The organism is Hymenobacter polaris, assembly GCF_012927305.1.
Lineage (GTDB): Bacteria > Bacteroidota > Bacteroidia > Cytophagales > Hymenobacteraceae > Hymenobacter > Hymenobacter polaris.
Window position 1 is genome coordinate 1930478 of sequence record NZ_JABBGH010000001.1, and the last position, 22765, is coordinate 1953242.

Genomic DNA, 22765 nt, shown 5'->3' on the forward strand with positions numbered 1-22765 from the left:
CGGGCGCTAAAAGAAACGAGCAGGAATAGCGGCTAAAGGTAGCCTCCGCCCGGCACGCTAGCCGGCGGCAGGCGGTGTTACTTTGCGCAGCCATGACCGAGCTGCTCTCCCCCACCACGGCCCCCGCTGCCCCACCGGCGCTAGCCCGGCGCACCTACTACCCAGCCCTCACCGGCCTGCGGTTTGTGGTGGCGCTCATGGTGTTTGCCAAACACTTTCGGCCCGCCACCACCCCCGACTGGGTGGTGCTCATCATCGAGCAGTTTCATATGACCATGAGCATGTTTTTCCTGCTCAGCGGCTTCGTGATGGGCTCGCGCTACCAGGACGAGGCCACCTTCACGCGGCCCTGGTGGAAGCGCTACGTGTGGCGGCGCCTGGCCAGGGTCTACCCCATGTATTTGGTGCTCAATACCAGTATTTTACTTTATACCTACTGGCCAGTGCCCGCTGGGCAGCTGGGCCACACCGCGCTGCTGTTTTTTTTAAGCGAAACCCTACTGCGAGGCTTGTCCAGCACCCTCAAGTACGTGGGGCTGCCGCAGGCCTGGTCGCTCACGGCCGAGGAGTGTTTCTACTTTACGCTGCCCATCTTGCTAGTGCTGTGGCGGCGCTACGGCTACCGGGGGGCCACCGCTTTTGCGCTGGGCATCCTCTTTATTGGCCTCACGCTCACGGCCGTGTGCCGCAACCAGCCGGCACTGCACGGCTTTTTCGGCTCGTTCCATCACTTGTTCAATTTCACGTTTTTCGGCCGCGTGCTCGAGTTTACCCTAGGGGTGGGCCTGGCCCGCTGGTGGAACAACCGCCTCACCGAAAGCCGGCCCGGCTGGCCCTGGCGCACTACGCTCAGCCTCGCGCTCATGCTGGCCGGGGGCGTGGTGCTAGTCAAGCTCAACTCGCCCTTCGACTGGTACGACGGCAACGTGCGGCCCGCCACCATCGCGCTGAATGTGGTGTTTTATCCGCTCTGCATGACGCTGCTGCTGGCCGGCCTGCTCACCGAAAGCACCTGGCTGCGTACCTTTTTGGCTACACCGCTTCTGGATGCGTTGGGCAAGCGCGCCTACGCTTTCTACTTAGTGCAGATTGGGTTTCTCAGTATTTGGTGGCGCGCGCAGTTTGGTTGGGGCCACTACATCGGCTGGCAGTTGCTGGCCACGGTGCTGGCCGCCGAGTTGCTGTACCGCCTGCTTGAAGAGCCCGCCCGGCGCTGGGTGCTGGCGCGCACCCTGCCCAGGGGCGAATGGTCCTAGGCCCTTATCAAGCAAAAAACCCTGACTGGTTCTGGTCAGGGTTTTTTGCTTGATAAGGGCCTAGGGGTCGGCTATACTTCGGCGCTTAGGCCGCTTGCTCGGCAGCGGGGTCGTGCTGCGGGCCTTCGTAGTTGCTGCTGTCTTTGTCTTCGGGCAGCGCGACCTCGGTGGCGTAAATATGGTCTAGCCCGTCTAGCATGTCGTAGCGGTTTATTTCCAAGTCTTTGAGCACGCCGTCGGCAATATCGTACACCAGGCCGTGCAGGCGGGGCGGGTTGGGGCCGCGCTGGGCATTCTGGATGATGTTGGTTTTGGCCAGGTTATGCACCTGCTCAATCACGTTCAGCTCCACCAGCCGGCGCAGGCGCTGGGCTTCGTCGGAGATGCGCAGCAGCTCGGTTTCGTGCAGGCGCACCACGTCGCGGATATTCACCAGCCAGTTGTCAATCAGCCCGTACTGCTTGTTGTTTGAAGCGGCGGCTACGCCGCCGCAGCCGTAGTGCCCGCACACCAGAATATCCTGCACGCCCAGCACCTCCACGGCGTACTGCAGCACGCTCAGCAGGTTCATGTCGGTGTGCACCACCATGTTGGCAATGTTGCGGTGCACAAACATCTCGCCCGGCCCGGTGCCGGTAATGCCCGAGGCCGGCACCCGCGAGTCGGAGCAGCCAATGAACAGGTAGCGCGGCTGCTGCCCATTGGCCAGCCGCGAAAAGAACGCGGGGTCTTCCTGGTTCTTGGTTTTTACCCACTGCTTGTTGTTGTCCAGAATGTCCTGAATGCCGCTCATTGCGAAAGTAGAGTGAATGGAATGGAGTAGAGTAACGAAGGCCAGCCTTATTTGTTCTTCACCTAACCTTCACAAATCAGCAGGGGCTAGCTGCGGCCTGCCCTAGGCCCTAGCGCGGCCGCCAGGTGAGCACCAGGCCCGGCGCGTTGCCAAAGTAAGTGGGCGCCAAGCTAATATCGCGGCCAATGGGCTTGCGGCCCCAGCGGTTGCGGTGGGTAAGGTAGGCCAGGTGGGCCGAGAGGATGCCGAAGCCCGCGCCGGCCACTACGTCGCTCTGCCAGTGCTTGTTCACCACCATGCGCAGCACGCCCACGCTGGTGGCGATAGTGTAAGCCCCAATGCCGTACCCCTGGCTTTTGTCGCGCAGCTCGGTGTGCACGATGCTGGCCGCCAGAAACGCCTGCGCCGTGTGGCCCGACGGAAACGAGAGGTTGTCGGAGCCATCGGGCCGCTCCTCGTGGCTGAAGGCCTTGACGGCGAAGGTGCTGGCCAGCATAATGGCCTCACTTTTAGCAATTACCAGCAGCACGTTGATACGGTCGTTGCGCGACTGCACGCCGGCCAGCGCTACTGCGCCCAGCTCGAGGTAGGGCGCGAAGATGAGGTAGTCGGCCACCCGCGTTTGCGACGAGGGAAAGAGCCGGTGCACATCGCGCTGCGCGTCCTGGTTGGTATAGAAGCCGCCGCCGTTGAAGGTGTAGGCGCCGTAGCCGATAAGGATGGTAGGCACGATGAGCGCCTTCACCAGCTTTTTTTGGAAGAAAGGCCGCCGCACCGGCGCCGACACCCCTAGGGGATTCTCAAACTTGTGGGTAGTATCGGCGGGGGCCGCGGGGGCGGCGGGGTTGAGCGGCACCTGGGCCAGGGCGGGCGCCACGGTGCCCAGGGCCAGCAGCAGCCCCAGCGTGATTCGGCGGGCGTGAGTAGAAAAGGTTAGCATAAGCACATAACAATAGCGTAACGCGCCCATACGCAAACCAGTCGCTTAGGGCCGAGCATTAGCCGGGCCAAGTTGCGCGGGACGCCCGGCTAGGCCTGCATGAGCGCGCCGGCCACCAGCCCCCAGTTGCCAGTTGTGGCCGCAGCCTTTGGCCAGCGCTGGGGACCTAGGGGCACGCCAGCGCGGGCCGCGCCTGCCGCAAACGTTTACGCAGTTTTGGGGCGGCTGCCAGCGCCGAATAACGGCGGTTAGCTGCTTAACTTACCGGCCCGTTTGGGCAGCTGCGCGAGCCCGCTGTAGCAACAGATTACCAGTTATCAGTTAGTGCGGAAGCGCCTATTCGTGCACTACGAGGCCCTAGGGCAACTCGGCCACGCCTGCTTCATCCTGCTTCTCATTTGCGGCGGGGCCTACCTGCTGGCCTGGGTGCTCATGTTTACGCCGGTGCCCCGCATAGGGCCCATTCAGCTGGCGCAGGTGCGGAACTCCTAGGGTTACTTCAAACCAGAAAGCTCACCATCGGTTCTACTACTGTTCTTCTCACCGACTCGCGCCGCGCAGGTGGCGCGCACCTTATGACCAAAATTGTTTCGCCCCAAGTGGAGTTTAGCAAGCTGCTGAACGACGTAAAGCAGGCCGTGCCCGAAATTTTCGATGCCGATGGCCGCTTTCTTAATTTGCTGGAAGGCCACTGGCAGGAGCCCGGCACCCCGCGCCCCTTCCACTCGCCCATCGACGGCTCCGACCTGGGCTCGCTGCCCATGCTCAAGCACGACGCGGCCCTGCGCGCCGTGCGCTTTGCCAAGGACGAGGCCAAGGCCTGGGCCCACACCCCGCTGGCCGAGCGCAAGGCCAAGGTGCAGGAGTGCATCAACCAGCTGCGCCCGCACATCGACCTGATTAGCAAGCTGCTGATGTGGGAGATTGGCAAAACTTATAAACTGGGCTTCAACGACATCGACCGCTGCGTGGAAGGCGTGCAGTGGTACCTCGACAATATTGAGGGCCTGATTGGCGACCGCCGGCCCCTGGGGCTAGTCAGCAACATTGCCTCCTGGAACTACCCCATGTCGGTGCTTATGCACGCGGTGCTGGTGCAGCTGCTGTGCGGCAACACCGTAATTGCCAAGACGCCCACCGACGGCGGCTTTATCTCGCTGAGCTTCACCTTTGCCATTGCGCGGCGCGCGGGCCTGCCGGTGGCGCTGGTGAGCGGCCCCGGCGGCGAGCTGAGCGACGTGCTGGTGCAGGACGAATCCGTGGATTGCCTCAGCTTCGTGGGCGGGCGCTACAACGGGCGCAACATTGCCGATGCGCTGCGCTCGGAGCACAAGCGCTACATGCTGGAAATGGAGGGCGTGAACACCTACGGCCTCTGGAACTTCTCGCAGTGGGACCTGCTGGCCGAGCAGCTAACCAAGGGCTACGACTACGGCAAGCAGCGCTGCACGGCCTACGTGCGCTGGGTGGTGCAGCGCGAGCTGTTTCCGCAATTCTTGGAAACCTACCAGCGGGCCATCGGCAGCCTTAAGGTGGGCAACCCCACGCTGGTAGACAACCCCGACGACGAGCTGCCCGACCTGGCGTTCGGGCCCGTCATCAACGCCCGGCAGGCCCAGGACCTCGACGAGCTGTTCACGGACGCCAGCAAGCACGGCGCCATTCCCTTCTACGAAGGCAAGCTCGACGACAACCTCTTTTTGCCCGGTCAGGACCGCTCGGCCTACCGCGCCCCTAGGGCCCTGGTGGGCTTGCCGCGCCAGGCCGAGCTGTACTTCAAGGAGCCCTTCGGCCCCATCGACACGGTGGTGCTGGTAGACCGCGTGGAAGAGCTGGTGGGCGAAATGAATATCTCGAACGGCGCGCTCGTCACGGCCCTGGGCTCCGACGACGTGGCCTGGGCTACCAAAACCGCCCGCGAACTGCGCGCCTTTAAGGTGGGCATCAACAAGCTGCGCAGCCGCGGCGACCGCGAGGAAGTATTTGGCGGCCTGGGCGAGAGCTGGAAGGGCGCCTTTGTGGGCGGCAAGCTGCTGGTAGAAGCCGTGACGCAGGCCGACCACGCCCAGCCCGTACTCGGCAACTACCCCGACGCCGTGCTGCTGCCCGAGAAAGCCTAGAGGCAAGAAACCGAAGTGAGATTTTGCCGGAATACACTTAAAAGGCGGTCATGCTGAGCCCCGCGAAGCATCTCTACCACGCCGCCTAGGGTATCGTATCGTTCGGTAGAGATACTTCGCGGGGCTCAGCATGGCCGCCTTTCAAGCGAAGAATTTAAGTTGAGCCGCCTCCCACCGGGAGGCGGCTTTTTGTTGCCCCAGCCCCTAGGGTGCCGCCCAGCTTTAGGCCCCCGCCGCCCGCCCACAAAGCGCGCCAGTTCGGCCAGCAGCGAGGCGGTTTTGTCGCGTTGGGCAGCCCCTAGGGTAGCGAGCGGCGCATCTTTGCCGCCGTTAACCTCAACCATTATTCGCCCTTTTACCGCTTTACTATTCTGTGAAATTTCTACTCGTTCTTAGTCTGCTAGCTAGTTCGTTGGGTCCGGCTTCGGCCGCTGCCGCCCCTAGGCCCCTGGTGCGCTACCTGGCCGCCACCCTGCACTTACGCCCTGGCCAAACCCGCCAGGTGCAGCTGGCCGTGCGGCGGGCGCCGCTGGCACTGCGTACCCCCGAGCAGGTGGCCGAGCGCCTGCGCCCGGTGCTGAGCGCCACCCAGTTCGAGCGCTACAGCCAGCTGCAGGGCGACGCCGCTAGCTACGCGCTGCTGCACCACCTGGCCGCGCAGCACTAGCCGCTTTTGCTTACTCTACTTTACTCCAGAGGGGGCTACCGGCTTGGCCGGCGGCCCCCTCTTTAGGCCTCGCCAACCTCCTCGCCTTCGGGCTGCTGCACGGTAGCCAGCTGGGTATCGAGGGCAATCTCGAAGCGGTCCAGCTCCAGCTCTACCTGCCGAATGGCTTCTTCGCTGTAGGCATCGCGGCGGTGCAGGTGCACCAGCAGGCGGCGCTGGTGCTCGGTGAGGTCGAGGCGGCAGCGCAGCAGGTTTTCGAAGCGCTCGGCGTCCTGGGTTTCGGCGGGGTCAGGGGGGCCTAGGGGCGTGGCTTCGTTGGCGGCCAGGGTACCGTGCAGGCGGCGGGCCTGGCGGCGCACCACCTCGCGCAGCGTGAGCAGGCAGGGGTCGGGGTGGCCGGGAGGCTCGGCGGCCAGCTTGGCTTCAAGGTAAGCCAGCGAGTCGTTGGCCAGGGCCAGGCGCAGCTCCTGCTCTTCGGCGGCGCGGGTGCTGGGGGCGGCCTGCACCCCCAGGCGGCGTACCAGCCAGGGCAGCGTCAGGCCCTGCAAGATGAGCGTGACGAAGATGACCGTGAAGGTGATGAATAGGATGACGTTGCGCTGCGGAAACGGCGCCCCGCCCCGCACCACCAGCGGCAGGGCCAGGGCCGTAGCCAGCGAAATAACGCCCCGCACCCCCGCCCACGACGTCACGAGCAACGGCCGCCAGTCGAGCGGCTCCTCGGCCCCGTCCTGGCCGCGCCAGCGGGCCAGCACCCGCGCCAGGTAGGCCGACGGAAACACCCAGGCAATGCGAATGACGATGGCCGCCGCGCTCACCAGCAGCCCGTAGCGCAGCACGGGCCAGAACGCGCCCGGCCCCAGCCCGGCCAGCACGTCGCGCAGCTCCAGCCCGATGATAATGAATACTAAGCCGTTGAGCAGAAAGCTTACCACGCCCCAGAAGCTGTGCTTGAGCAGGCGCGTCTGGTTGTCGTAGATGTCGTGCGAGCGGCGGCTCAGCATCAGCCCCATCGCCACCACGGCCAGCACGCCTGATATTGCCAGGCGCTCAGCGGCCAGGTACACCCCAAACGGCAGCAGTACCGTGAGGGCGGTGATGAGGGTGGCGTCGTGCAGCCAGTTTTGCAGGCGCACCGCTACGTAGCCCACGGCCCCCCCTAGGGCCGCGCCGCCGCCCGCCACCAGCACAAAGTGCCAGCCGGCGTCCCAGAAGCTAAAAACGCCGCTCACGGCGGCCGCCACGGCGTAGCGGTAGGCAATCAGGGCTGAGGCGTCGTTTACCAGGCCCTCGCCGTCGAGGATGACCAGCACCCGCCGCGGCAGCCCTAGGCCCTTGGTGGCGGCGGTGGCGGCCAGGGCATCGGGCGGGCTCACGATGGCGCCCAGCACGAAGCCCAGCGCCCAGCCAAACCCCGGAATGACGTAGTGCGCCAGCGCCGCCACGCCCAGCATGGTGGTGAGCACCAGCCCCACGGCCAGCAGCGAGATGGGCCGCAGGTTGGCCTTAAACTCGTGCCACGACATTTGGTAGCTTTCGGTGTAAAGCAGGGGCGGCAGAAAAATCAGGAAGATGATATCCGGCTCCAGCTTGAAGTTGGGCAGGCCCGGCACCAGCGCCAGCGCCCCGCCCGCCACCACCAGCAGCACCGGGTAGGGCACCTTGAGCTTGGGCGCCGCTGCCGACAGCGCCACCAGCACGGCCAGCATGAGAATAATGAGCGACAAATGCTCCATAAATCGTAAATAAAACGCTGACTCGCCGGCCAGATACGGGTTTAAGGTTCAGCTCCTAGTAGTTAACCAGCCAGTGTGCCTTTTGATAAGCGAAGCCAAGGCGCGGCTAACTACGTAAAAAGCTGGCCGCCCCGATGCGAGGCCGCCACTTGCCTTATTTCGCTATGCCCCTTACCCTGGATAAGAACACCGCCCTCGTGCTCATCGACTTGCAGCACGGCACCACCAGCGCTGAGCTGGCCCACCCCCTTGCCGATGTAGTGACGCGCGCCGCCCAGCTGCTCGCGGCCTTCCGCGCCAAGGGCCGGCCAGTAGTTATCGTCACGGTCAACCCGGCCGGCTCCGACCAGTCGCGCATTCGCACGCAGGCGCCCGGCCCGCCCGCGCAGCTGCCCGCCGGCTTCGACGAGCTGCTACCCGAAATCCGCGTGGAGTTTGGCGACGTGCGCATTCACAAGCAAACCTGGAACGCCTTTTACCGCACCCCGCTGCACGACGAGCTAGAGCGCTTGGGTGTGACGGGCATCGTGCTGGCCGGCGTCAGCACCAGCATCGGGGTAGAGGGCACGGCCCGCGCCGCCGCCGAGCGGGGCTACAACATTGCCTTCGCCACCGACGCCATGACCGACCGCGTGGCCGCCGCCCACGCCAATAGCTTGCAGTACATTTTTCCGCGCCTAGGGCAGCTGGGCACCACCGACGAGCTACTGGCTGAGGTGTAAGGTTGAACGAAAGAAAAGGGCGGTTATGCTGAGCGCAGCCGAAGCATCTCTCCCGGGCAAGTAGCCCTAACGTATTAAGTTACTTAACCGGGAGAAATACTCAGGCTGTGCTTAGCATGACTGCCTTTATTTTCGGCCTTCTCACTCCCACCACCTGGCTTGCGGCAGGGGCTCGCCCGCATCCAGCCGCACGGGCTGGCCTAGCTCGGGCGTGGTGAGGGGCAGGTGGCGGCGGGCAGCTTCGGCGGCGGCACGCTTCACGGGCTCGTTCCAGGCGTGCAGCGACTCGGTGAAGGCGCCCCAGTGCACGGGCAGCATGGCGCGGGCCCGCACATCGAGCGCGGCCTGCACGCTCTGCTCGGGCTGCATGTGTATTTCGGCCCACTGCTCGTTGTACTGCCCGCACTCCATCAAGGCCAGGTCGAAGGGCCCGTAGCGCGCGCCAATGGCCTGAAAGTGCGGTCCGTAGCCGCCGTCGCCGCTGTAAAACAAGCGCTTATCGGCCGTTTTCAGCACCCATGACGACCAGCTGGTGGCGTCGCGGTTGGTGAGCCCCCGGCCCGAGAAGTGCCGCGTGGGCTGGCTGATGAGCGTGAGACCCGCCAGCTGCACCGAGTCGCCCCAGTTCAGCTCGCGGATGTGGGCCGGGGCCACGCCCCAGCGCCGCAGGTGCGCCCCCACGCCCAGCGGCACGCAAAACACCCCCACTTTGTCCTTGAGCGTGCGGATGGTTTGGTAGTCCAGGTGGTCGTAGTGGTCGTGCGAGATGAGCACCGCGTCGATGTAGGGCAGCTGGGCGGCGGCGATGGGCACCCGGGGGTTGTAGCGCACCGGCGCCACGCCCGGCACCGGCCCCATCTTGATGCTGAGCATGGGGTCGAGCAGCACGCGGCGGCCCGCCAGCTCTACCAAGCTGGCCGAGTGCCCAAACCAGGTGACGCGCACCAGCCCCGGCACCGGGCGGGTGAGGCTCAGCGAGTCGAGGTAGCGCATGGGCAGCGGGCCGGGCGGGTTGGCCTGGGGGCTTTTGTCGAAGAGCATATGCCTTAGGGCCCCCAGCTGGCTGCCCCCGGTCATCACCTGCGTTGGCTGCGGGTTGAAAAATTTGCCCGCCCGGTAGTGGCCCGAGCGGGCGTATTCGCGCTGCTCAGCCCGGGTGGGCGTGCCCCCCAGCTGCGGGCTCAGCTGCGAAAAGGCCGTGCCCGCCAGCAGCAGCAATACCACCAGGCCGGCCAGCACCTTGCCCGCCGTGCGGAAAAACGTGCGCATAATGAATGAGCTTGAGTTAGGTACCGGTGGCGCGTAAGCCTGCGGCCGGTTACCAATGGTGGCTTTCCACCCTAGGCATTGTTTACTTTATTTACAGCGCTTTCAGAGTCAGCGTACGGCTGGGTGTAGCGACCCATCCTTGCGTCTAACCGTCGGGCCTATTGAACAACGACGAGACGCAAGGATGTGTCGCTACTCTGAAAGCGCTGTAGGTCGTCCTTCACGGTCATTTAGTAGCAGCAGCTTTACCACTAGCAGTGCCTAGCTACCCGCCAATATCTCCAGCTGCCACACCAGCTGCTCTTCGCTGATGGGGTACGGCTGGCCGTGGCGAATGGCTTGGTACGCGGCCTCGAACAGCTCTAGGTAGTTGCCCGGCGCGGCGGCATCGGGGGTGGTGGCCAGCGCGCCGTCGGGGCCGGCCAGGGTGAGGTGGCCTGCCTGGCCGGACGGCTCGTGGCCGTAGGCGGCGTCGAGGGGCTTGGTGCCGGCCAGCAGCTGGGCTTCCTGAGGGTCGGTGCGGTCCTTGCGGTAGCTGCCTAGAGACCCGTTGAGCACATAGGCCGGGCCGGGGTCGGCTACCAGCATATTGCCGGCCACCCACACGTGCAGGCCGTGGGGGTAGCGCAGGTGGAAGGTAAAGAAATCTGTCACCTGTGAGCCGGGGCGGTGCGTGGCGAAGGATTTTTCCACGGCTTCGGGCCGCCCGAACAAGCTCAGCGCCTGGTCGAGCACGTGGGCGCCCAGGTCGAAGTGCAGGCCCGCGCCGGGCCGGGCGGCGTCCTCCTTAAACACCTTGGGGCTGAGCACCGGCCGGTAGCGGTCGAAGCGGAAGTGCACCTCGTTGAGGGCGCCCAGCTGGCCGCTTTCCACCACCCAGCGCACGGCCCCGAAGTCGGTGTCCCAGCGGCGGTTTTGGTAGGCCAGCACCTGCCGGCCCTGCTGGCGCCCCAGGGCAAACAGCGCCCGCACCTCCTCGGCCGAGGTAGCCACGGGCTTCTCGATGAGCACGTGCTTGCCAGCCAGCAATGCCTGCCGCGCCAGGTCGAAGTGGGTGTCGTTGGGCGTGTTCACCACCACCAGCTCAATGGCCGGGTCGGCCAGCAGCTCGTCGGCGCTGCCGTAGCTAATGATAGCGGGGTAGTCGGCGGCCATGCGCTTTTGGCTGCGCTCGACCACCGCCCGCAGCGCGAAGCCGGGGTGCTGGGCCAGAAACGGCGCGTGAAAGAGCTTGCCCGACATGCCGTAGGCCAGCAGGCCGGCGACGATGGGCCGAGAATCGGCGGTGAGGTTCATGGTGAAAAGAGGGCTAGGGCCGGGTGGCAACCGGAAGCGGCCGGCCGGTGGTGCAAGCTACGCCCAGCGCTGCACCAGTCCGGCGCCCGGACCCCGCAGCGGGTCGGCGGCGGGCCGGGGCAGGGCGGCAATGGTGCGGTCGGCCTGCGGGCGCTCGCCGGGCGCGCCGCGCAGCAGGTCCCAGGTGCGGCCATCGGGGTAGGCGCCCACCACCCCAAAATCGGGCGAGGCGCTCAGCTTCTTGTGGCCGACGCCGGCCGGAATCACCAGGATATCGCCGGCCTGCACCGCCACCGCCCGGCCCTGCTCGCCGCCCAGTTGCAGCTGCGCCGAGCCCGCGTACACGCCCAGCACCTCGTGCGAAGTGCTGTGGTAGTGGTGAAACGGATACACGCCGTTGCGCCACGAGTTAGTCCAGTTATTAGCGGCAAAGTGCTGCTCCAACCACGCCGCCCCGGCCGGCCCGCGCTCGGCAAAGGCCCGCCGATACACCAGCAGCGGGTAGCGGCTGTTGGGGATGTGGCCGTCGTCGGCAAATTGGTAGGTTTCGGGCGCCGGGCCGGGCGCGGCGGCGCGGCTTTGCGCCGCCAGCAGCCCTAGGGCCGAGGCCGCCCCCAGGCGCAAAAAGCGTTGGCGTTTCATAGCCAGTGGTACGAGCCTAGGGTCAGGTTGGGTGCTTAGTTATAGTGGGTGAGCAACACTAAAAACGTCCTGCTCAGCTGGCGTCTGCTTGTCGAAGCATCCCTACCACGCCGCCTAGGGGTTGTTCGGTAGGGATGCTTCGACAAGCGGACGCCAGCTGAGCAGGACATTCTTTTTGTCTTTACTCCAATTTTACTACGCTGCCACCGCAGCTTCTTCGGCGGCTTGGGCCACCGCCACGGCGGCGCGCAGCGGCGCAGCCAGCCGCACCACGCACACGCCCGGCGTCCGCAGCCAGCCGGCCTGCGCCAGCTGCCCCAGGCCGATGGTGCCGGTGAGGTAGCTGCCCCGCTGGGCCGAGCGAAACTGCTCGTGCACGGCCGTGAAGTCGGCCAGGTCGGGCGCGTTGCTCGCGTCGTCGAAGGTCACCAGCACGTCCACCTCGGCGGCCTCGGGGGCCAGGGCTAGGTGGGCATTTTGCTGAATTTTCTTGTACTCGTAGCGGTAGCCGTAGGTGAGGGCCGATAAGTCGGAGAGCACTGCCGAAGCCGTGGGAAAGGCCCCCGCCCCGCGCCCCAAAAAGAACTGCCGGTCGGCAAAGCCGCTCTGCGTCACGAGGCCGTTGAACTCGTCGTGCACGTTGCTCAGCTCGTGGCCGGGCGCCACCAGCGTGGGCAGCACGGCCGCCGCAATGCCGCCCTCGGGCAGGCGCCGGGCCTCGGCAATTAGCTTGATGCTCAGGCCCTGCTCGCGGGCGTAGGCCGCCGCCAGCGGGCTGATGCCCGTGATGCCCACGGCCAGCAGCTCCTCGGGCCCGGTCACCAGCCCGAAGGCGTGGGCCAGCAGCAGCACCAACTTGTTGCGGGCGTCGAGGCCTTCCACGTCGAGGGCCGGGTTGCTCTCGGCAAACCCTAGGGCCTGCGCCTTGGCCAGGGCCTCGGCGTAGGGCTGCCCGTCGCGGTTCATGGCCGTGAGGATGTAGTTGGTCGAGCCGTTGATGATGCCTTCCACCGAGGCCAGCAAGTCGGTGTCGTAGTATTCTTCCAGGTTGCGGATGACGGGCAGGCTGGCGCAGGCGGCAGCCTCGTAGAGCAGCGGTGTGCCCGTGCTGCGCTGCAACTCAATGAGTTCGGGCAGGTGCTCGGCCAGCATTTTCTTGTTGGCCGTCACCACCGCCTTGCCGTTCAGCAAGGCTTGCTTGACGATGGCATACGCTTCGTCAGCATTGTCAATCAGCTCCACAATCACGTCGAGGCCGGGGTCGTCGAGCAGGTCTTGCTTGTCAAAGGTGAACAGCTCGGCGGGCAGGGGGCGGGCCTTGGTGCGGTCCTTCACCGCAATGCGGCCGATGCGGGCGCGTAGACCGGGCGTGCGCTCCAGTACCGCGTGCAGGCCCTGGCCCACCACGCCGAAGCCGAAGAGGCCGATGGTAATATTAGTCCGGGTCATGGTCTTGAGTTTAAACTTAAGACGTTAGACTTGAGATAGTAGACTTCGCTCAAGCCATAAGTCTACTATCTCAAGTCTAACGTCTTAGTTCTTAGTAATTAAGCTACTACCAATTCCCCTTCCGTCGTCACCACGTGCTTCTCAGCGGCCAACGCATCCAGCGCCTGCGCCAAGTCGGCAATCAGGTCTTCGGCGTCTTCCAGGCCCACGCTCAGGCGCACCAGCCCGTCGGCCACGCCGCTGGCTTGGCGCGTGGCGGCCGGAATCGACTTATGGGTCATGGTGGCGGGGTGGCAGAGCAGGCTCTTGGCGCCCCCTAGGCTCTCGGCCAGCTTGAAGTACTTGGTAGAAGTCACCAGCTTGGTAGCGGCTTCGATGGTATCCTCGGTGAGGGCCAGGGCCACGATGCCGCCAAAGCCGCCCGATTGCTGCTTTTTGGCTACCTCGTGGTTGGGGTGACTTTCGAGGCCGGGGTAATACACGCGGGCCACTTCGGGGCGCGTTTCCAGGAACTTGGCCACTGCCAGAGCCGACTGACTGGTGCGCTCGATGCGAAGCGGCAGCGTCTCAATACCGCGAATCGTAAGGAAGCAATCGAACGGCCCGAGGATGCCACCCGAGGCGTTCTGAATGAATTTCAGCTCTTTACCCAGCTCCTCGGTCTTGGCCACGGCGATGCCGGCGATGAGGTCGGAGTGGCCTCCTAGGTACTTGGTGCCGCTGTGCACCACCAGGTCGGCGCCCAGCTCGAGGGGGCGCTGCAGGATGGGCGAGGCAAAGGTGTTATCGACGCAGAGTAAACAGTTGTGCGCCTTGGCGATGGCCGAGATAGCGGCGATGTCCGACACCTTCAGCGTGGGGTTGGAAGGCGATTCCAGCCAGATGAGCTTGGTTTTGGCGGTGATGGTGTTGGCGACGTTCGCGGCATTGGTCGTGTCGCAGTACACGATGTCGATGCCCAGGCGGCGGTACACGTGCTCGAACAGGCGGAAGGCGCCGCCGTAGATGTCGTCGATGGCAACTATCTGGTCGCCAGCCGACAACAGCTTCACCACGGCGTCGATGGCGGCTAGGCCGCTGGCGAAGGCATAGGCCGAGTGGCCGCCTTCCAGCTCGGCTACCAGGTTTTCGAGGGCCAGGCGGGTGGGGTTGCCGGTGCGGGCGTAGTCGAAGCCCTTGTTGACGCCTGGCGCTTCCTGCACGTAGGTGGAAGTCTGGTAAATGGGCACGGCGATGGCGCCGGTTTGCTCGTCGACGGGGATGGCGTGGAGGAGGCGGGTTGCAACAGACATGGCAAGAGAAGTTTAGTGTTGGATTAAAACAGTAAACCCCTATTTCCCAAGCACCTAGTCAAGAATCTCTCACCGGGAGGGCGTAAAAAAAGCCCTCCCGACAAGTCAGAAGAGCATACACCGTAGCCACGGCAAGGCATCTTGTAGACTTATCTTCTTCCGAGCCTCGGCCGAAGCCTAGGGTCTCAGAACAGGAATTAGCACCTTCGCATTGCTGCTGGTTGCTAAGGCATCGCAGGGCCTGTCCCTCCGCCTTTCTTGATAAGTGCCCCGGTAAAGGAGCATGGCGCAAAGGTAGAAGCGGAAATTTTGAATTTGCAAGCCTTCTCTTGCAAAAAAAATTTTACTGCCCACTTCGCCAAGCTGCCGCGCCTAGGGTACCAACTTAAATTAAAGCTATTTAGGCGTCCATCGTAGGGCAACCAGTAGGACTGCGAATGGGTAAGCAGTGTGATTTTCCTAGGGCGGCGCGGGCCATTTGGCCGTACTGGCCGGTTTACTAGCTGGGCCGGCAGGGGCTATTCCGCCGTTGCGCCGGCCTTCTTTTCGCTTGTTACATGGATAAAATTGCATTGATTGTGGGGGCCAGCGGCATCGTGGGCAGCAACTTGGCCCGCGAGCTACTGGGCCACGACTGGACCGTGTATGGCCTGGCCCGCCGCCCCCAATCTGACTTAGCCGGCCTGCGCCCCGTAGCCGCCGACCTGCTCGACCCCGCCGCCCTGGCCACCGCCCTGGCCGACGTGGCCCCCACCCACGTGTTTTTGACCAGCTGGATGCGGCAGGACACGGAGGCCGAAAACATCCGGGTGAACGGCGCGATGGTGCGCAACCTGCTGGCGGCCCTAGGGCCCAAGCACTCGGTGCAACACGTGGCCCTCGTCACGGGTCTCAAGCACTACCTCGGGCCGTTCGACTCGTATGCCCGCGCCGGGGCGCTGCCCCCCACCCCCGTGCGCGAGGAGATGCCCCGCCTGGAGGCGCCTAACTTTTACTACGCGCAAGAGGATGAGGTATTTGCGGCGGCCGAGCGCGACGGCTTTAGCTGGAGCATCCACCGCCCGCACACCATCATCGGGCAGGCCGTGGGCAACCTCATGAACATGGGCACCACGCTGGCCGTGTACGCCAGCCTATGCAAGGCCCTAGGTCGCCCTTTCCGCTGGCCCGGCTCGCAGGCGCAGTGGCAGGGCCTCTCCGACGTCACCGATGCCCAGGTGCTGGCCAAGCAGCTCGAATGGGCCGCCACTACGGAAGCCGCTAAAAACCAGGCCTTCAACATCACCAACGGCGACTATTTCCGCTGGAGCTGGCTGTGGCCGCGCCTGGCTGAGTGGTTTGGCGTGGAGGCCGTGGGTTTCGAGGGCACGGTGCAGCCGCTGGAGGAGCAGATGGCCGGCGACGCCGACGCCTGGCGCCAGCTAGCCGCCCAGCACCACTTGGCCGAGCCCGACCTGAGCCGCCTGGCCTCGCCCTGGCACACCGACCTCGACCTAGGCCGCCCCATCGAGGTGATGACCGATATGTCGCGCAGCCGCGAGTTGGGCTTCAACGTGTACCAGCGCAGCGACCAGTCGTTTTTCGACTTGTTTGCGAAGCTGCGAGCCGAGCAACTGATTCCATAGGCAACGACCAAGACCAGCCGTTTGTCATGCTGAGCTTGCCGAAGCATCTCTCCCGCGTAACTAACTCCTAACGTTAGGTTTACTTACGCGGGAGAGATGCTTCGGCAAGCTCAGCATGACAAACGGTTGGGTTAATGTGACAAACCATTTTCACTTCTCTTCCTGCTTCCCTCTTCCCATGCCTGAAACCGATTTCGACCCTAGGGCTGACAACCGCCAGCGCCCGCCGGGGCGCGACGCCTACTATACCACCACGGCGCCGCTTATCGTCACGCCCACCTTCCTGACGCGGGCCGACAACACGCCCGCCACTGAGCGGATTATTGACGACAGCGCGAACAAGGGCCGCCACGGGCAAGGACTGGAAAACCCAGATGCCGAGCCCGCTGAAGTTGCGCTGGAGGGCAACCCCAACCTGGCTTTTGAGCGCTGGGATGAGTATTGGCGCAAGGTGCACGGGCCCAAATTCGCCTATGAGGAGCCCGGCACCGACAACGAGCCGGTGCTGCGCTACGACCAGGTGCACCGCATTCCGGGCGGGCCGTCGTCGTTCTTTCACCCGCCCTACCTGGCCATGACCCAGCCCGATGGCAAGCTCGTGGCCGACCCCTGGGCCCGCGTGCCGCCCTACCAGCGCCCGCGCTTCGACGGCTTCGCCTACATCGCCTACGCGGCCGAGGCCGATATTGACCGGGTGCTGAAGCAGCCGCAGTACGCCGAGCGCATTATTGCCGACGAGCAAACGGCCTTCCGGCTGGTGACGCGCGAAATTGCCCGCGAGTACATTCTGCTGCCCAGCCCGCGCCACCGCGACCCCATCAGCCTGGTACGCCTGCACTACCGCCGGCCCGAGCTGAGCCGCGAACAGCTGCAGGAGCGGCTGCTGCGGCAGCACGCGCCGCTGGTGCTGGCCCAGCCCGCCACCCACCAGTACGTGCGCCGCTACGCCCAGCTGCACAACATCGGCTCGAGCCAACAGCCCGACCCCGAGGGCGAGCTGATTGACGCCATCTCGGTGCTGGCCTTCGCCTCCGTCAACGACGTGGAGGACTTCCTGGTGAGTGACGATTACCGCACCATCGCGGCCGACGAGGCAGAATTTATCGACGGCGCCCGCTCGGAGTACTGGACCGGCCTCAACTACAGCGTTATCAACCACTTGTTGCCCGAGCTGGCCACGCGCTACTAGCGCCTTTGCGCGTTCCGGGTGCCCTAGGGTAGTTGGTCGCCCAAAGCCACGGTGCCAGGGCGTGAGGGTACTTAATGAAAAAGGCGGTCATGCAGAGCGCAGCGAAGCATCTCGCGTGCTGACGCTAGCGGTACTAATCCTAACGGCGCGAGCGAGATGCTTCGCTGCGCTCTGCATGACCGCCTTTTTTTACTGAATAGCACGGAAAATCCACTTGTCGTCATGCCCTAACACCGTGGCGATTGGAGTTGGGCAAATAACTGCCCTAGAACTTTTTTGCGCAGGCAACTAATTGATTTACTTCGTTATATACAGTAAAATATAACGCTGAATGCGAGCTTTCACAGGTGTATTTCACAAAAGATTCAGGCCTGCTGCTTGGCTGCTTCGTTTTCAAGTGGCTTGAATGTCAGGCTGCCCGCTGGCTAATAGTCGAAGTAACGCGCTTATTTAGATTGTTTTAAAACATCAAAGGCCCGCGCTAAGCCGTAGCGTAAAAGAGTCGTCCAGTAAATAGCCCCTAGGGCTGCTTGCCTCACATCTTCTACCCTATCGCTCCATGAGTCTACACTTCATCCAAGAGCCCCTCGACAAAGCGGCGCCGCACGTAGTGCCCACCCAGGCCGTGACGCTCAACGTCAACGGCGAAGACCACACCATCCAGATTGCGCCCTGGACCAGCCTGCTCGACGCCCTGCGCGAGTACCTGGACCTAACCGGCACCAAGAAAGGCTGCGACCATGGGCAATGCGGCGCCTGCACCGTCCTGGTTGACGGCAAGCGCATTAACTCGTGCCTGGCGCTGGCCACAGTGTACCAGGGCAAGAAAATCGAGACCATCGAGGGCCTAGGCGCCGAGGACAATCTCTCGCCGCTGCAACAGGCCTTCGTGGACCACGACGCTTTCCAGTGCGGCTACTGCACGCCGGGCCAGATTTGCTCGGCGCAGGGCCTCATCAATGAAGGCCGCTGCAAAACCGAAGACGAGGTGCGCGAGCACATGAGCGGCAACCTCTGCCGCTGCGGCGCCTACACTAACATATTGTCGGCCGTAATGGAAGTGCTACACGACGGCCAGGTGGTGGTCGATAACGGCACGTTGGTAACTATTCCGGCCCAGCCCACCCAGTCTAGCTCCGTCAACTAATGTGGCAGATGTGAAAATGAGGAAGATGTAGCTGCGCAAAGAAGCTGACTATCAATTTCCACATTCTCTACATTCCCCACATCTACCACATTAAACTATATGAACAGTTTCACCCTCACGCAAGCCACGGCCGCCGACGAAGCCGTGCGCGACTACGCCGGGCACGAGCACGCGGCCTACCTGGGCGGCGGCACCAACCTCGTGGACCTGATGAAGTACAACCTCGAGCGCCCCAGCCACCTCACCAGCCTAGGCCTGCTGCCACTTACCGACATCACCAGCCTGCCCGACGGCGGCCTGCGCCTGGGCGCGCTGGCTACTAATGCCGACACGGCCTGGCACCCCGAGGTAGAAAAGCGCTACCCGCTGCTGAGCCAGACCATTTTGGCCGGCGCCACACCGCAACTGCGCAACGCCGCCACCAACGGCGGCAACCTCAATCAGCGCACCCGCTGCTACTATTTCTATGACCTTGCCGCGCCCTGCAACAAGCGCGAGCCGGGCACTGGCTGCTCGGCCCTCACCGGTCCCAACCGCGTGTGCGGCGTGCTCGGCACCAGCGAGAGCTGCATCGCCACCAACCCTAGCGACATGTGCGTGGCTCTGGCCGCCCTAGAGGCCACCGTGCGCGTGCAAGGCCCCAACGGCGAGCGCACCATCAAATTCGACGACTACCACCGTCTGCCCGGCGACCACCCCGAGAAGGATAACACCCTAGAGCCGGGTGAGCTGGTAACGGCCATTGACCTGCCCGCCGAGGGCTACGCCGACCACTTCACCTACCTCAAGCTGCGCGACCGCAGCAGCTACGCCTTTGCCTTGGTGAGCGTGGCAGTGGGCCTGAAAATGAACGGCAACACTATCGAAAAGGCTCGCTTTGCCCTGGGCGGCGTAGCCCACAAACCCTGGCGCGACCAGGAAGCCGAAAAGATGCTGGAAGGCCAAACGGCCTCGCCCGACTTATTCCGGAAGGTGGCCGCCAAGGTGTTTGCCGAGGCCAAGGGCTACGGCGAGGGCTCGCTGCATAACTCGTTTAAGATTGAGCTGGGCAAGCGCGCCATCGTGCGGGCCCTCAAGCAGGCCACCGAGATGAAGTATGAGGTGAACCCGAATGTGTTTTTGAATTCGAATCCGTAGCCGTGAGACCCCACTCAGTATAAATTAACTACATATAATGTCCCAAACCATCGCAACCCCGCCTACCGTGCGCCTCGACAGCGACGTTGTGGGCAAGCCCATCAGCCGCCCCGAGGGGCCGGCCAAGGTGAGCGGCGCGGCCAAGTACGCGGCCGAGTTCAGCGTGACCGGCCCGCTGTGGTACGGCTACGTCGTGAGCAGCCCCATTGCCAAAGGCAAAATCACCAAAATCTACGCCGACGAGGTGCTGGCTATTCCGGGCGTGCAGCAGGTCTTCTCGCACGAAAACGTGCCTTCGCTGGCCTGGTTCGACCGGGCGTATAAGGACGATGTGGCCCCCGGCGGCTCGCCCTTCCGGCCGCTGCACGAGCCCGAAATCATGTTCAGCCAGCAGCCGGTGGCGCTGGTGGTGGCCGACACGTTTGAGCTGGCCCGCTACGCCGCCTCGGTGCTGCGCATCGACTACGACGTGGCCGAGTTCAACACCAACCTGGAAGTGGCGGCCCCTAAGGCGTTTGACGCGCCCAAGGGCAAAACCGGCTTCGTGCCCCCGCCCAAGCCCAAGGGCGACGTGGAGCAGGCCTACGCCGACGCGCCGCACAAGGTGGCCGGCGAGTACGTGCACCACGCGCAGCACCACAACCCGATGGAGATGTTCGGGACGACCGTGGACTGGCTGGGCGACGGCAAGAAGATGAAAATCTACGACAAGACGCAGGGCGCGCCCAACGTGCAGCAGTACATCGCCAAGATTTTCGGGCTGAGTAAGGAGGAAGCGCGCATCATCTCGAAGTTTACGGGCGGCGGCTTCGGCTCGGGCCTGCGACCACAGTACCAGGTATTTATGGCCGTGCTGGCGGCCCTGGAGCTAGAGCACTCGGTGCGGGTGGTGATGGACCGCTCGCAGATGTTCAGCATGGGCCACCGCCCCCACACCGTGCAGGACATTCGCCTGGCCAGCGACGACCAGGGCTACCTGCAGGCCATGGAGCACAACGCGCTGGCCGAAACCTCGCAGTTTGAGGATGAAACCGAGACGGTGGTGAACTGGTCGGGCATCCTCTACAAGGTGCCCAACAGCCAGTTTGACTACAAGCTGACCAAGATTGACGTGAACACGCCGGCCGACATGCGCGCGCCGGGCGCGGCCACCGGCAGCTTCGCCATCGAAAGCGCCATCGACGAGCTGTCGTACAAGGCCGGCCGCGACCCGCTCGATTTCCGCCTGCTCAACTACACCTACACCGACCCCACCGAAAATAAGCCTTTCAGCAGCAAGCGCCTCGACGATTGCTACCACGAAGGCGCCAAGCGCTTCGGCTGGGACCAGCGCAACCCCGAGCCCCGCTCGATGCGCGACGAAAACGGCTTGCTCGTGGGCTGGGGCGTGGCTGCCGGCTGCTGGGATGCCTCCATGCAGAAAGCCGCCGCCAAGGCCGTGCTCGCGGCCGATGGCCACCTCACGGTGAGCAGCGCCACCAACGACCAGGGCGCGGGTACCTACGTGATTATGACCCAGATGGCCGCCCAGACCCTAGGGCTGCCCCTGGCGCAAGTCACCTTCGAGCTGGGCGACACCGAGATGCCCGAGGCCCCCGTGCAAGGCGGCTCCTGGACCGCCAACTCGGTAGGCGCGGCCGTGAAGGACGCCTGCCAGGCCGTGGGCAAGAAGCTGCTCAAGCTGGCCCAGAAGATGGACGACTCGCCCCTGGCCGGCGTGGACTTCGAGGACGTGCAGTTCGCCGACGGCCACATCCGCGCCAACGAGGACATCAGCCGCTCGGTGGCCATTGCCGACATCCTGGCCGCCAGCGGCGAGGCCAAGATTGAGGCGGAGGGCAAAGCGGGCCCCAACCCGATTAACATGCTGAAGTATTCGATGCACTCGCACAACGCGGTGTTTGTGGAAGTGAAAGTGGACGAGGACCTAGGCACCATCCACGTCACGCGCGTGGTGGATGCCGTGGCCGCCGGCCGCATCATGAACCCCAAAACCGCCCGCAGCCAGGTGCTGGGCGGGGTGGTGTGGGGCATCGGCATGGCCCTGATGGAGGAGGCCTACCTCAACAACGACCTAGGCCGCTACGTTAACCACAACTACGCCGAGTACCACATCCCGGTGAACGCCGACATCAAGAAAATCGACGTGATTTTTGTGGAGGAGGAAGACGACATCGCCAGCCCCATCGGCGTCAAAGGCGTCGGCGAAATCGGGATGCTGGGCGTAGCCGCCGCCGTAGCCAACGCCGTGTACCACGCCACCGGCAAGCGCGTCCGCGAATTGCCGCTGACGATTGATAAGCTGCTGTAAGGTTTAATTAAGTTGCATAGAAAAGCGCCCCGTAGCCGATTGGCTGCGGGGCGCTTTTGCTTTGGGGATTACAGCAAGGGGATTTAAGCCATAAGCAACAGAAAATGGGCGAACAATAATTTTAATAATTTTTTTAGGATTTGATGTATCATATCAAATCCCCTTATGTACCTTTGTTTTATCTAAACGTCCAATCCTAAATCCCGTCTTCAATGTCACTCACGGTAGCAATAGATGACGAGTACATCAAGGCAGCGGCGATAGCATCATTCAAAGCTTCCTTAGCAGCAGCAGAAAATAGCGTTAGAGTAGCTCAAAATGAGTACACAACCGCAAAACAGAAGTTAGAGGATGCCTCTAATCTAGTAAATGCCTTTAAATCCCTTTTAGCAGGAGTTGATGCCACACCGGAGGTGGCTGACCAAGACGAAAGCGCACCTACTGAAGAGTCAGATGAGGAACAAACTCATCTTCCTTCTAAGAAGCGACGCCTTGGAGGTATTGATGCAGCAACATTACAGCAACTTGAAGAAGCTGGAGAAGCCCGCACTTCGGACGAATTAGTCGCTTTAGTCGCAAATGCATATTCGGAGCCAATAAGCCCAAAGTCCGTGAAAAATGCATTAGGTGAGTTTGTAAAATCCGGAAAAGTTATCAAGCAGTATTCTAAATCAAACCAAGCTTACTACTATAGCATCTCATCTTGGATTTCAACTGAAGCTAACACAGAAGAAAACGAACAGCAAAAGCAAGAAGATGACCTTGACCTAGGGTTCTAATAAAAAAAGCGCAACTGCTTCAAACAGTTGCGCTTTACTGAAAGTGTTGTTCTAAGGTGAAGACTTAGAATAACATTGGTGGCGACCTCACCACCATATTGCTTGTGAGGCAACTCTTACGCACTATATAATGCGCAAGAATCAGAAGTACCCCGTCCGACCTCATAAGGGAGGTAAACGGGTTGGTCACAAACGCGGCAGCGTGTGCCGTGATTTAACCACTAGATTACCTAAAACACGCTAGGTAATTACAATTGAAAGGCCGTTCTGTTAGCGCAGGGCGGCCTTTCTTAATGCAAATGTACGAACAAAATATCACATGGTTTTTATTGTATCATTTCACTCGCGCCCACCTAAAAATCATTTAACACCAAGTTAATCAATCAATTGCTAAG

At 63.0% G+C, this 22765-nt stretch carries 19 protein-coding genes and 1 riboswitch; of the genes, 11 read left to right on the forward strand and 8 right to left on the reverse strand.

Features of this window, described 5'->3' with window-relative positions; translation table 11 throughout:
• Positions 1 to 92: 92 nt before the first annotated feature.
• On the forward strand, positions 93 to 1256 hold the full coding sequence (locus tag HHL22_RS08330; RefSeq protein WP_169530456.1) for an acyltransferase family protein: 1164 nt from the start codon (positions 93 to 95) through the stop codon (positions 1254 to 1256).
• Positions 1257 to 1341: 85 nt separating this feature from the next.
• On the opposite strand, the gene can is transcribed toward HHL22_RS08330, so the two are convergent.
• Together can and HHL22_RS08340 are read right to left on the reverse strand one after the other, a co-directional pair.
• Complete coding sequence (gene can / locus HHL22_RS08335) at positions 1342 to 2049, reverse strand: carbonate dehydratase (protein WP_169530457.1); 708 nt, start codon at positions 2047 to 2049, stop codon at positions 1342 to 1344.
• A gap of 109 nt (positions 2050 to 2158) precedes the next feature.
• Entirely contained in the window at positions 2159 to 2989 is an 831-nt protein-coding gene (locus HHL22_RS08340) for a phosphatase PAP2 family protein (RefSeq protein WP_169530458.1), read from the reverse strand.
• A 324-nt stretch (positions 2990 to 3313) separates the two neighbouring features.
• On the opposite strand from HHL22_RS08340, the gene HHL22_RS08345 reads away from it, so the two are divergent.
• From HHL22_RS08345 to HHL22_RS08355, 3 genes are all read left to right on the forward strand, one after another.
• Complete coding sequence (locus HHL22_RS08345; RefSeq protein ID WP_169530459.1) at positions 3314 to 3481, forward strand: hypothetical protein; 168 nt, start codon at positions 3314 to 3316, stop codon at positions 3479 to 3481.
• A gap of 83 nt (positions 3482 to 3564) precedes the next feature.
• Complete coding sequence (locus HHL22_RS08350; RefSeq protein WP_169530460.1) at positions 3565 to 5109, forward strand: aldehyde dehydrogenase family protein; 1545 nt, start codon at positions 3565 to 3567, stop codon at positions 5107 to 5109.
• Between the two features lie 373 nt (positions 5110 to 5482).
• Positions 5483 to 5776 (forward strand): hypothetical protein, encoded by a 294-nt coding sequence (locus HHL22_RS08355; RefSeq protein ID WP_169530461.1) that lies wholly within the window; start codon positions 5483 to 5485, stop codon positions 5774 to 5776.
• 62 nt (positions 5777 to 5838) lie between these two features.
• On the opposite strand, the gene HHL22_RS08360 is transcribed toward HHL22_RS08355, so the two are convergent.
• A complete protein-coding gene (locus tag HHL22_RS08360; protein ID WP_169530462.1) occupies positions 5839 to 7512 on the reverse strand; it encodes a Na+/H+ antiporter in 1674 nt (557 codons plus the stop codon).
• Positions 7513 to 7676: 164 nt separating this feature from the next.
• Between HHL22_RS08360 and HHL22_RS08365 the strand changes: the two genes are divergently transcribed.
• Positions 7677 to 8234: an isochorismatase family protein gene (locus tag HHL22_RS08365; protein WP_169530463.1), complete on the forward strand. Its 558-nt coding sequence runs from the start codon at positions 7677 to 7679 to the stop codon at positions 8232 to 8234.
• Positions 8235 to 8375: 141 nt separating this feature from the next.
• Here HHL22_RS08365 and HHL22_RS08370 read toward each other — a convergent pair whose 3' ends face one another.
• The 5 genes from HHL22_RS08370 to HHL22_RS08390 all read right to left on the reverse strand — a co-directional run bounded on the left by HHL22_RS08370 (position 8376) and on the right by HHL22_RS08390 (position 14182).
• On the reverse strand, positions 8376 to 9503 hold the full coding sequence (locus HHL22_RS08370; protein ID WP_169530464.1) for an MBL fold metallo-hydrolase: 1128 nt from the start codon (positions 9501 to 9503) through the stop codon (positions 8376 to 8378).
• Between the two features lie 261 nt (positions 9504 to 9764).
• Positions 9765 to 10799 carry a Gfo/Idh/MocA family oxidoreductase gene (locus HHL22_RS08375; protein ID WP_169530465.1) on the reverse strand — a complete coding sequence of 345 codons (1035 nt, stop codon included), beginning with the start codon at positions 10797 to 10799 and terminating at the stop codon, positions 9765 to 9767.
• A 57-nt stretch (positions 10800 to 10856) separates the two neighbouring features.
• A complete protein-coding gene (locus HHL22_RS08380) occupies positions 10857 to 11441 on the reverse strand; it encodes a cupin domain-containing protein (RefSeq protein WP_169530466.1) in 585 nt (194 codons plus the stop codon).
• A 195-nt stretch (positions 11442 to 11636) separates the two neighbouring features.
• The gene (locus tag HHL22_RS08385; RefSeq protein WP_169530467.1) at positions 11637 to 12890 is read right to left on the reverse strand and encodes a homoserine dehydrogenase; all 1254 of its coding nucleotides are present in this window, start codon (positions 12888 to 12890) and stop codon (positions 11637 to 11639) included.
• Positions 12891 to 12988: 98 nt separating this feature from the next.
• Positions 12989 to 14182 (reverse strand): trans-sulfuration enzyme family protein, encoded by a 1194-nt coding sequence (locus HHL22_RS08390; RefSeq protein WP_169530468.1) that lies wholly within the window; start codon positions 14180 to 14182, stop codon positions 12989 to 12991.
• Between the two features lie 146 nt (positions 14183 to 14328).
• A riboswitch (SAM riboswitch) is annotated at positions 14329 to 14450 on the reverse strand.
• A gap of 289 nt (positions 14451 to 14739) precedes the next feature.
• On the opposite strand from HHL22_RS08390, the gene HHL22_RS08395 reads away from it, so the two are divergent.
• The 6 genes from HHL22_RS08395 (at position 14740) to HHL22_RS08420 (ending at position 22370) form a co-directional block, all read left to right on the forward strand.
• On the forward strand, positions 14740 to 15807 hold the full coding sequence (locus HHL22_RS08395) for an SDR family oxidoreductase (RefSeq protein ID WP_169530469.1): 1068 nt from the start codon (positions 14740 to 14742) through the stop codon (positions 15805 to 15807).
• A 178-nt stretch (positions 15808 to 15985) separates the two neighbouring features.
• On the forward strand, positions 15986 to 16996 hold the full coding sequence (locus tag HHL22_RS08400; RefSeq protein WP_169530470.1) for an EthD domain-containing protein: 1011 nt from the start codon (positions 15986 to 15988) through the stop codon (positions 16994 to 16996).
• Positions 16997 to 17555: 559 nt separating this feature from the next.
• Positions 17556 to 18143 (forward strand): (2Fe-2S)-binding protein, encoded by a 588-nt coding sequence (locus HHL22_RS08405; protein ID WP_169530471.1) that lies wholly within the window; start codon positions 17556 to 17558, stop codon positions 18141 to 18143.
• Between the two features lie 99 nt (positions 18144 to 18242).
• Entirely contained in the window at positions 18243 to 19280 is a 1038-nt protein-coding gene (locus HHL22_RS08410) for an FAD binding domain-containing protein (RefSeq protein WP_169530472.1), read from the forward strand.
• 37 nt (positions 19281 to 19317) lie between these two features.
• Positions 19318 to 21591 carry a xanthine dehydrogenase family protein molybdopterin-binding subunit gene (locus HHL22_RS08415; protein WP_169530473.1) on the forward strand — a complete coding sequence of 758 codons (2274 nt, stop codon included), beginning with the start codon at positions 19318 to 19320 and terminating at the stop codon, positions 21589 to 21591.
• Between the two features lie 212 nt (positions 21592 to 21803).
• Positions 21804 to 22370 carry a hypothetical protein gene (locus tag HHL22_RS08420; protein ID WP_169530474.1) on the forward strand — a complete coding sequence of 189 codons (567 nt, stop codon included), beginning with the start codon at positions 21804 to 21806 and terminating at the stop codon, positions 22368 to 22370.
• Positions 22371 to 22765 lie beyond the last annotated feature (395 nt).

What these genes read in the sequence shown, in the direction of transcription:
- HHL22_RS08330 (WP_169530456.1), top strand. Translation starts at nt 93, where the DNA reads ATGACCGAGCTGCTCTCCCCCACCACGGCCCCCGCTGCCCCACCGGCG.
- can (WP_169530457.1), bottom strand. Translation starts at nt 2,049, where the DNA reads ATGAGCGGCATTCAGGACATTCTGGACAACAACAAGCAGTGGGTAAAA.
- HHL22_RS08340 (WP_169530458.1), bottom strand. Translation starts at nt 2,989, where the DNA reads ATGCTAACCTTTTCTACTCACGCCCGCCGAATCACGCTGGGGCTGCTG.
- HHL22_RS08350 (WP_169530460.1), top strand. Translation starts at nt 3,565, where the DNA reads ATGACCAAAATTGTTTCGCCCCAAGTGGAGTTTAGCAAGCTGCTGAAC.
- HHL22_RS08360 (WP_169530462.1), bottom strand. Translation starts at nt 7,512, where the DNA reads ATGGAGCATTTGTCGCTCATTATTCTCATGCTGGCCGTGCTGGTGGCG.
- HHL22_RS08365 (WP_169530463.1), top strand. Translation starts at nt 7,677, where the DNA reads ATGCCCCTTACCCTGGATAAGAACACCGCCCTCGTGCTCATCGACTTG.
- HHL22_RS08370 (WP_169530464.1), bottom strand. Translation starts at nt 9,503, where the DNA reads ATGCGCACGTTTTTCCGCACGGCGGGCAAGGTGCTGGCCGGCCTGGTG.
- HHL22_RS08375 (WP_169530465.1), bottom strand. Translation starts at nt 10,799, where the DNA reads ATGAACCTCACCGCCGATTCTCGGCCCATCGTCGCCGGCCTGCTGGCC.
- HHL22_RS08380 (WP_169530466.1), bottom strand. Translation starts at nt 11,441, where the DNA reads ATGAAACGCCAACGCTTTTTGCGCCTGGGGGCGGCCTCGGCCCTAGGG.
- HHL22_RS08385 (WP_169530467.1), bottom strand. Translation starts at nt 12,890, where the DNA reads ATGACCCGGACTAATATTACCATCGGCCTCTTCGGCTTCGGCGTGGTG.
- HHL22_RS08390 (WP_169530468.1), bottom strand. Translation starts at nt 14,182, where the DNA reads ATGTCTGTTGCAACCCGCCTCCTCCACGCCATCCCCGTCGACGAGCAA.
- HHL22_RS08395 (WP_169530469.1), top strand. Translation starts at nt 14,740, where the DNA reads ATGGATAAAATTGCATTGATTGTGGGGGCCAGCGGCATCGTGGGCAGC.
- HHL22_RS08400 (WP_169530470.1), top strand. Translation starts at nt 15,986, where the DNA reads ATGCCTGAAACCGATTTCGACCCTAGGGCTGACAACCGCCAGCGCCCG.
- HHL22_RS08405 (WP_169530471.1), top strand. Translation starts at nt 17,556, where the DNA reads ATGAGTCTACACTTCATCCAAGAGCCCCTCGACAAAGCGGCGCCGCAC.
- HHL22_RS08410 (WP_169530472.1), top strand. Translation starts at nt 18,243, where the DNA reads ATGAACAGTTTCACCCTCACGCAAGCCACGGCCGCCGACGAAGCCGTG.
- HHL22_RS08415 (WP_169530473.1), top strand. Translation starts at nt 19,318, where the DNA reads ATGTCCCAAACCATCGCAACCCCGCCTACCGTGCGCCTCGACAGCGAC.
- HHL22_RS08420 (WP_169530474.1), top strand. Translation starts at nt 21,804, where the DNA reads ATGTCACTCACGGTAGCAATAGATGACGAGTACATCAAGGCAGCGGCG.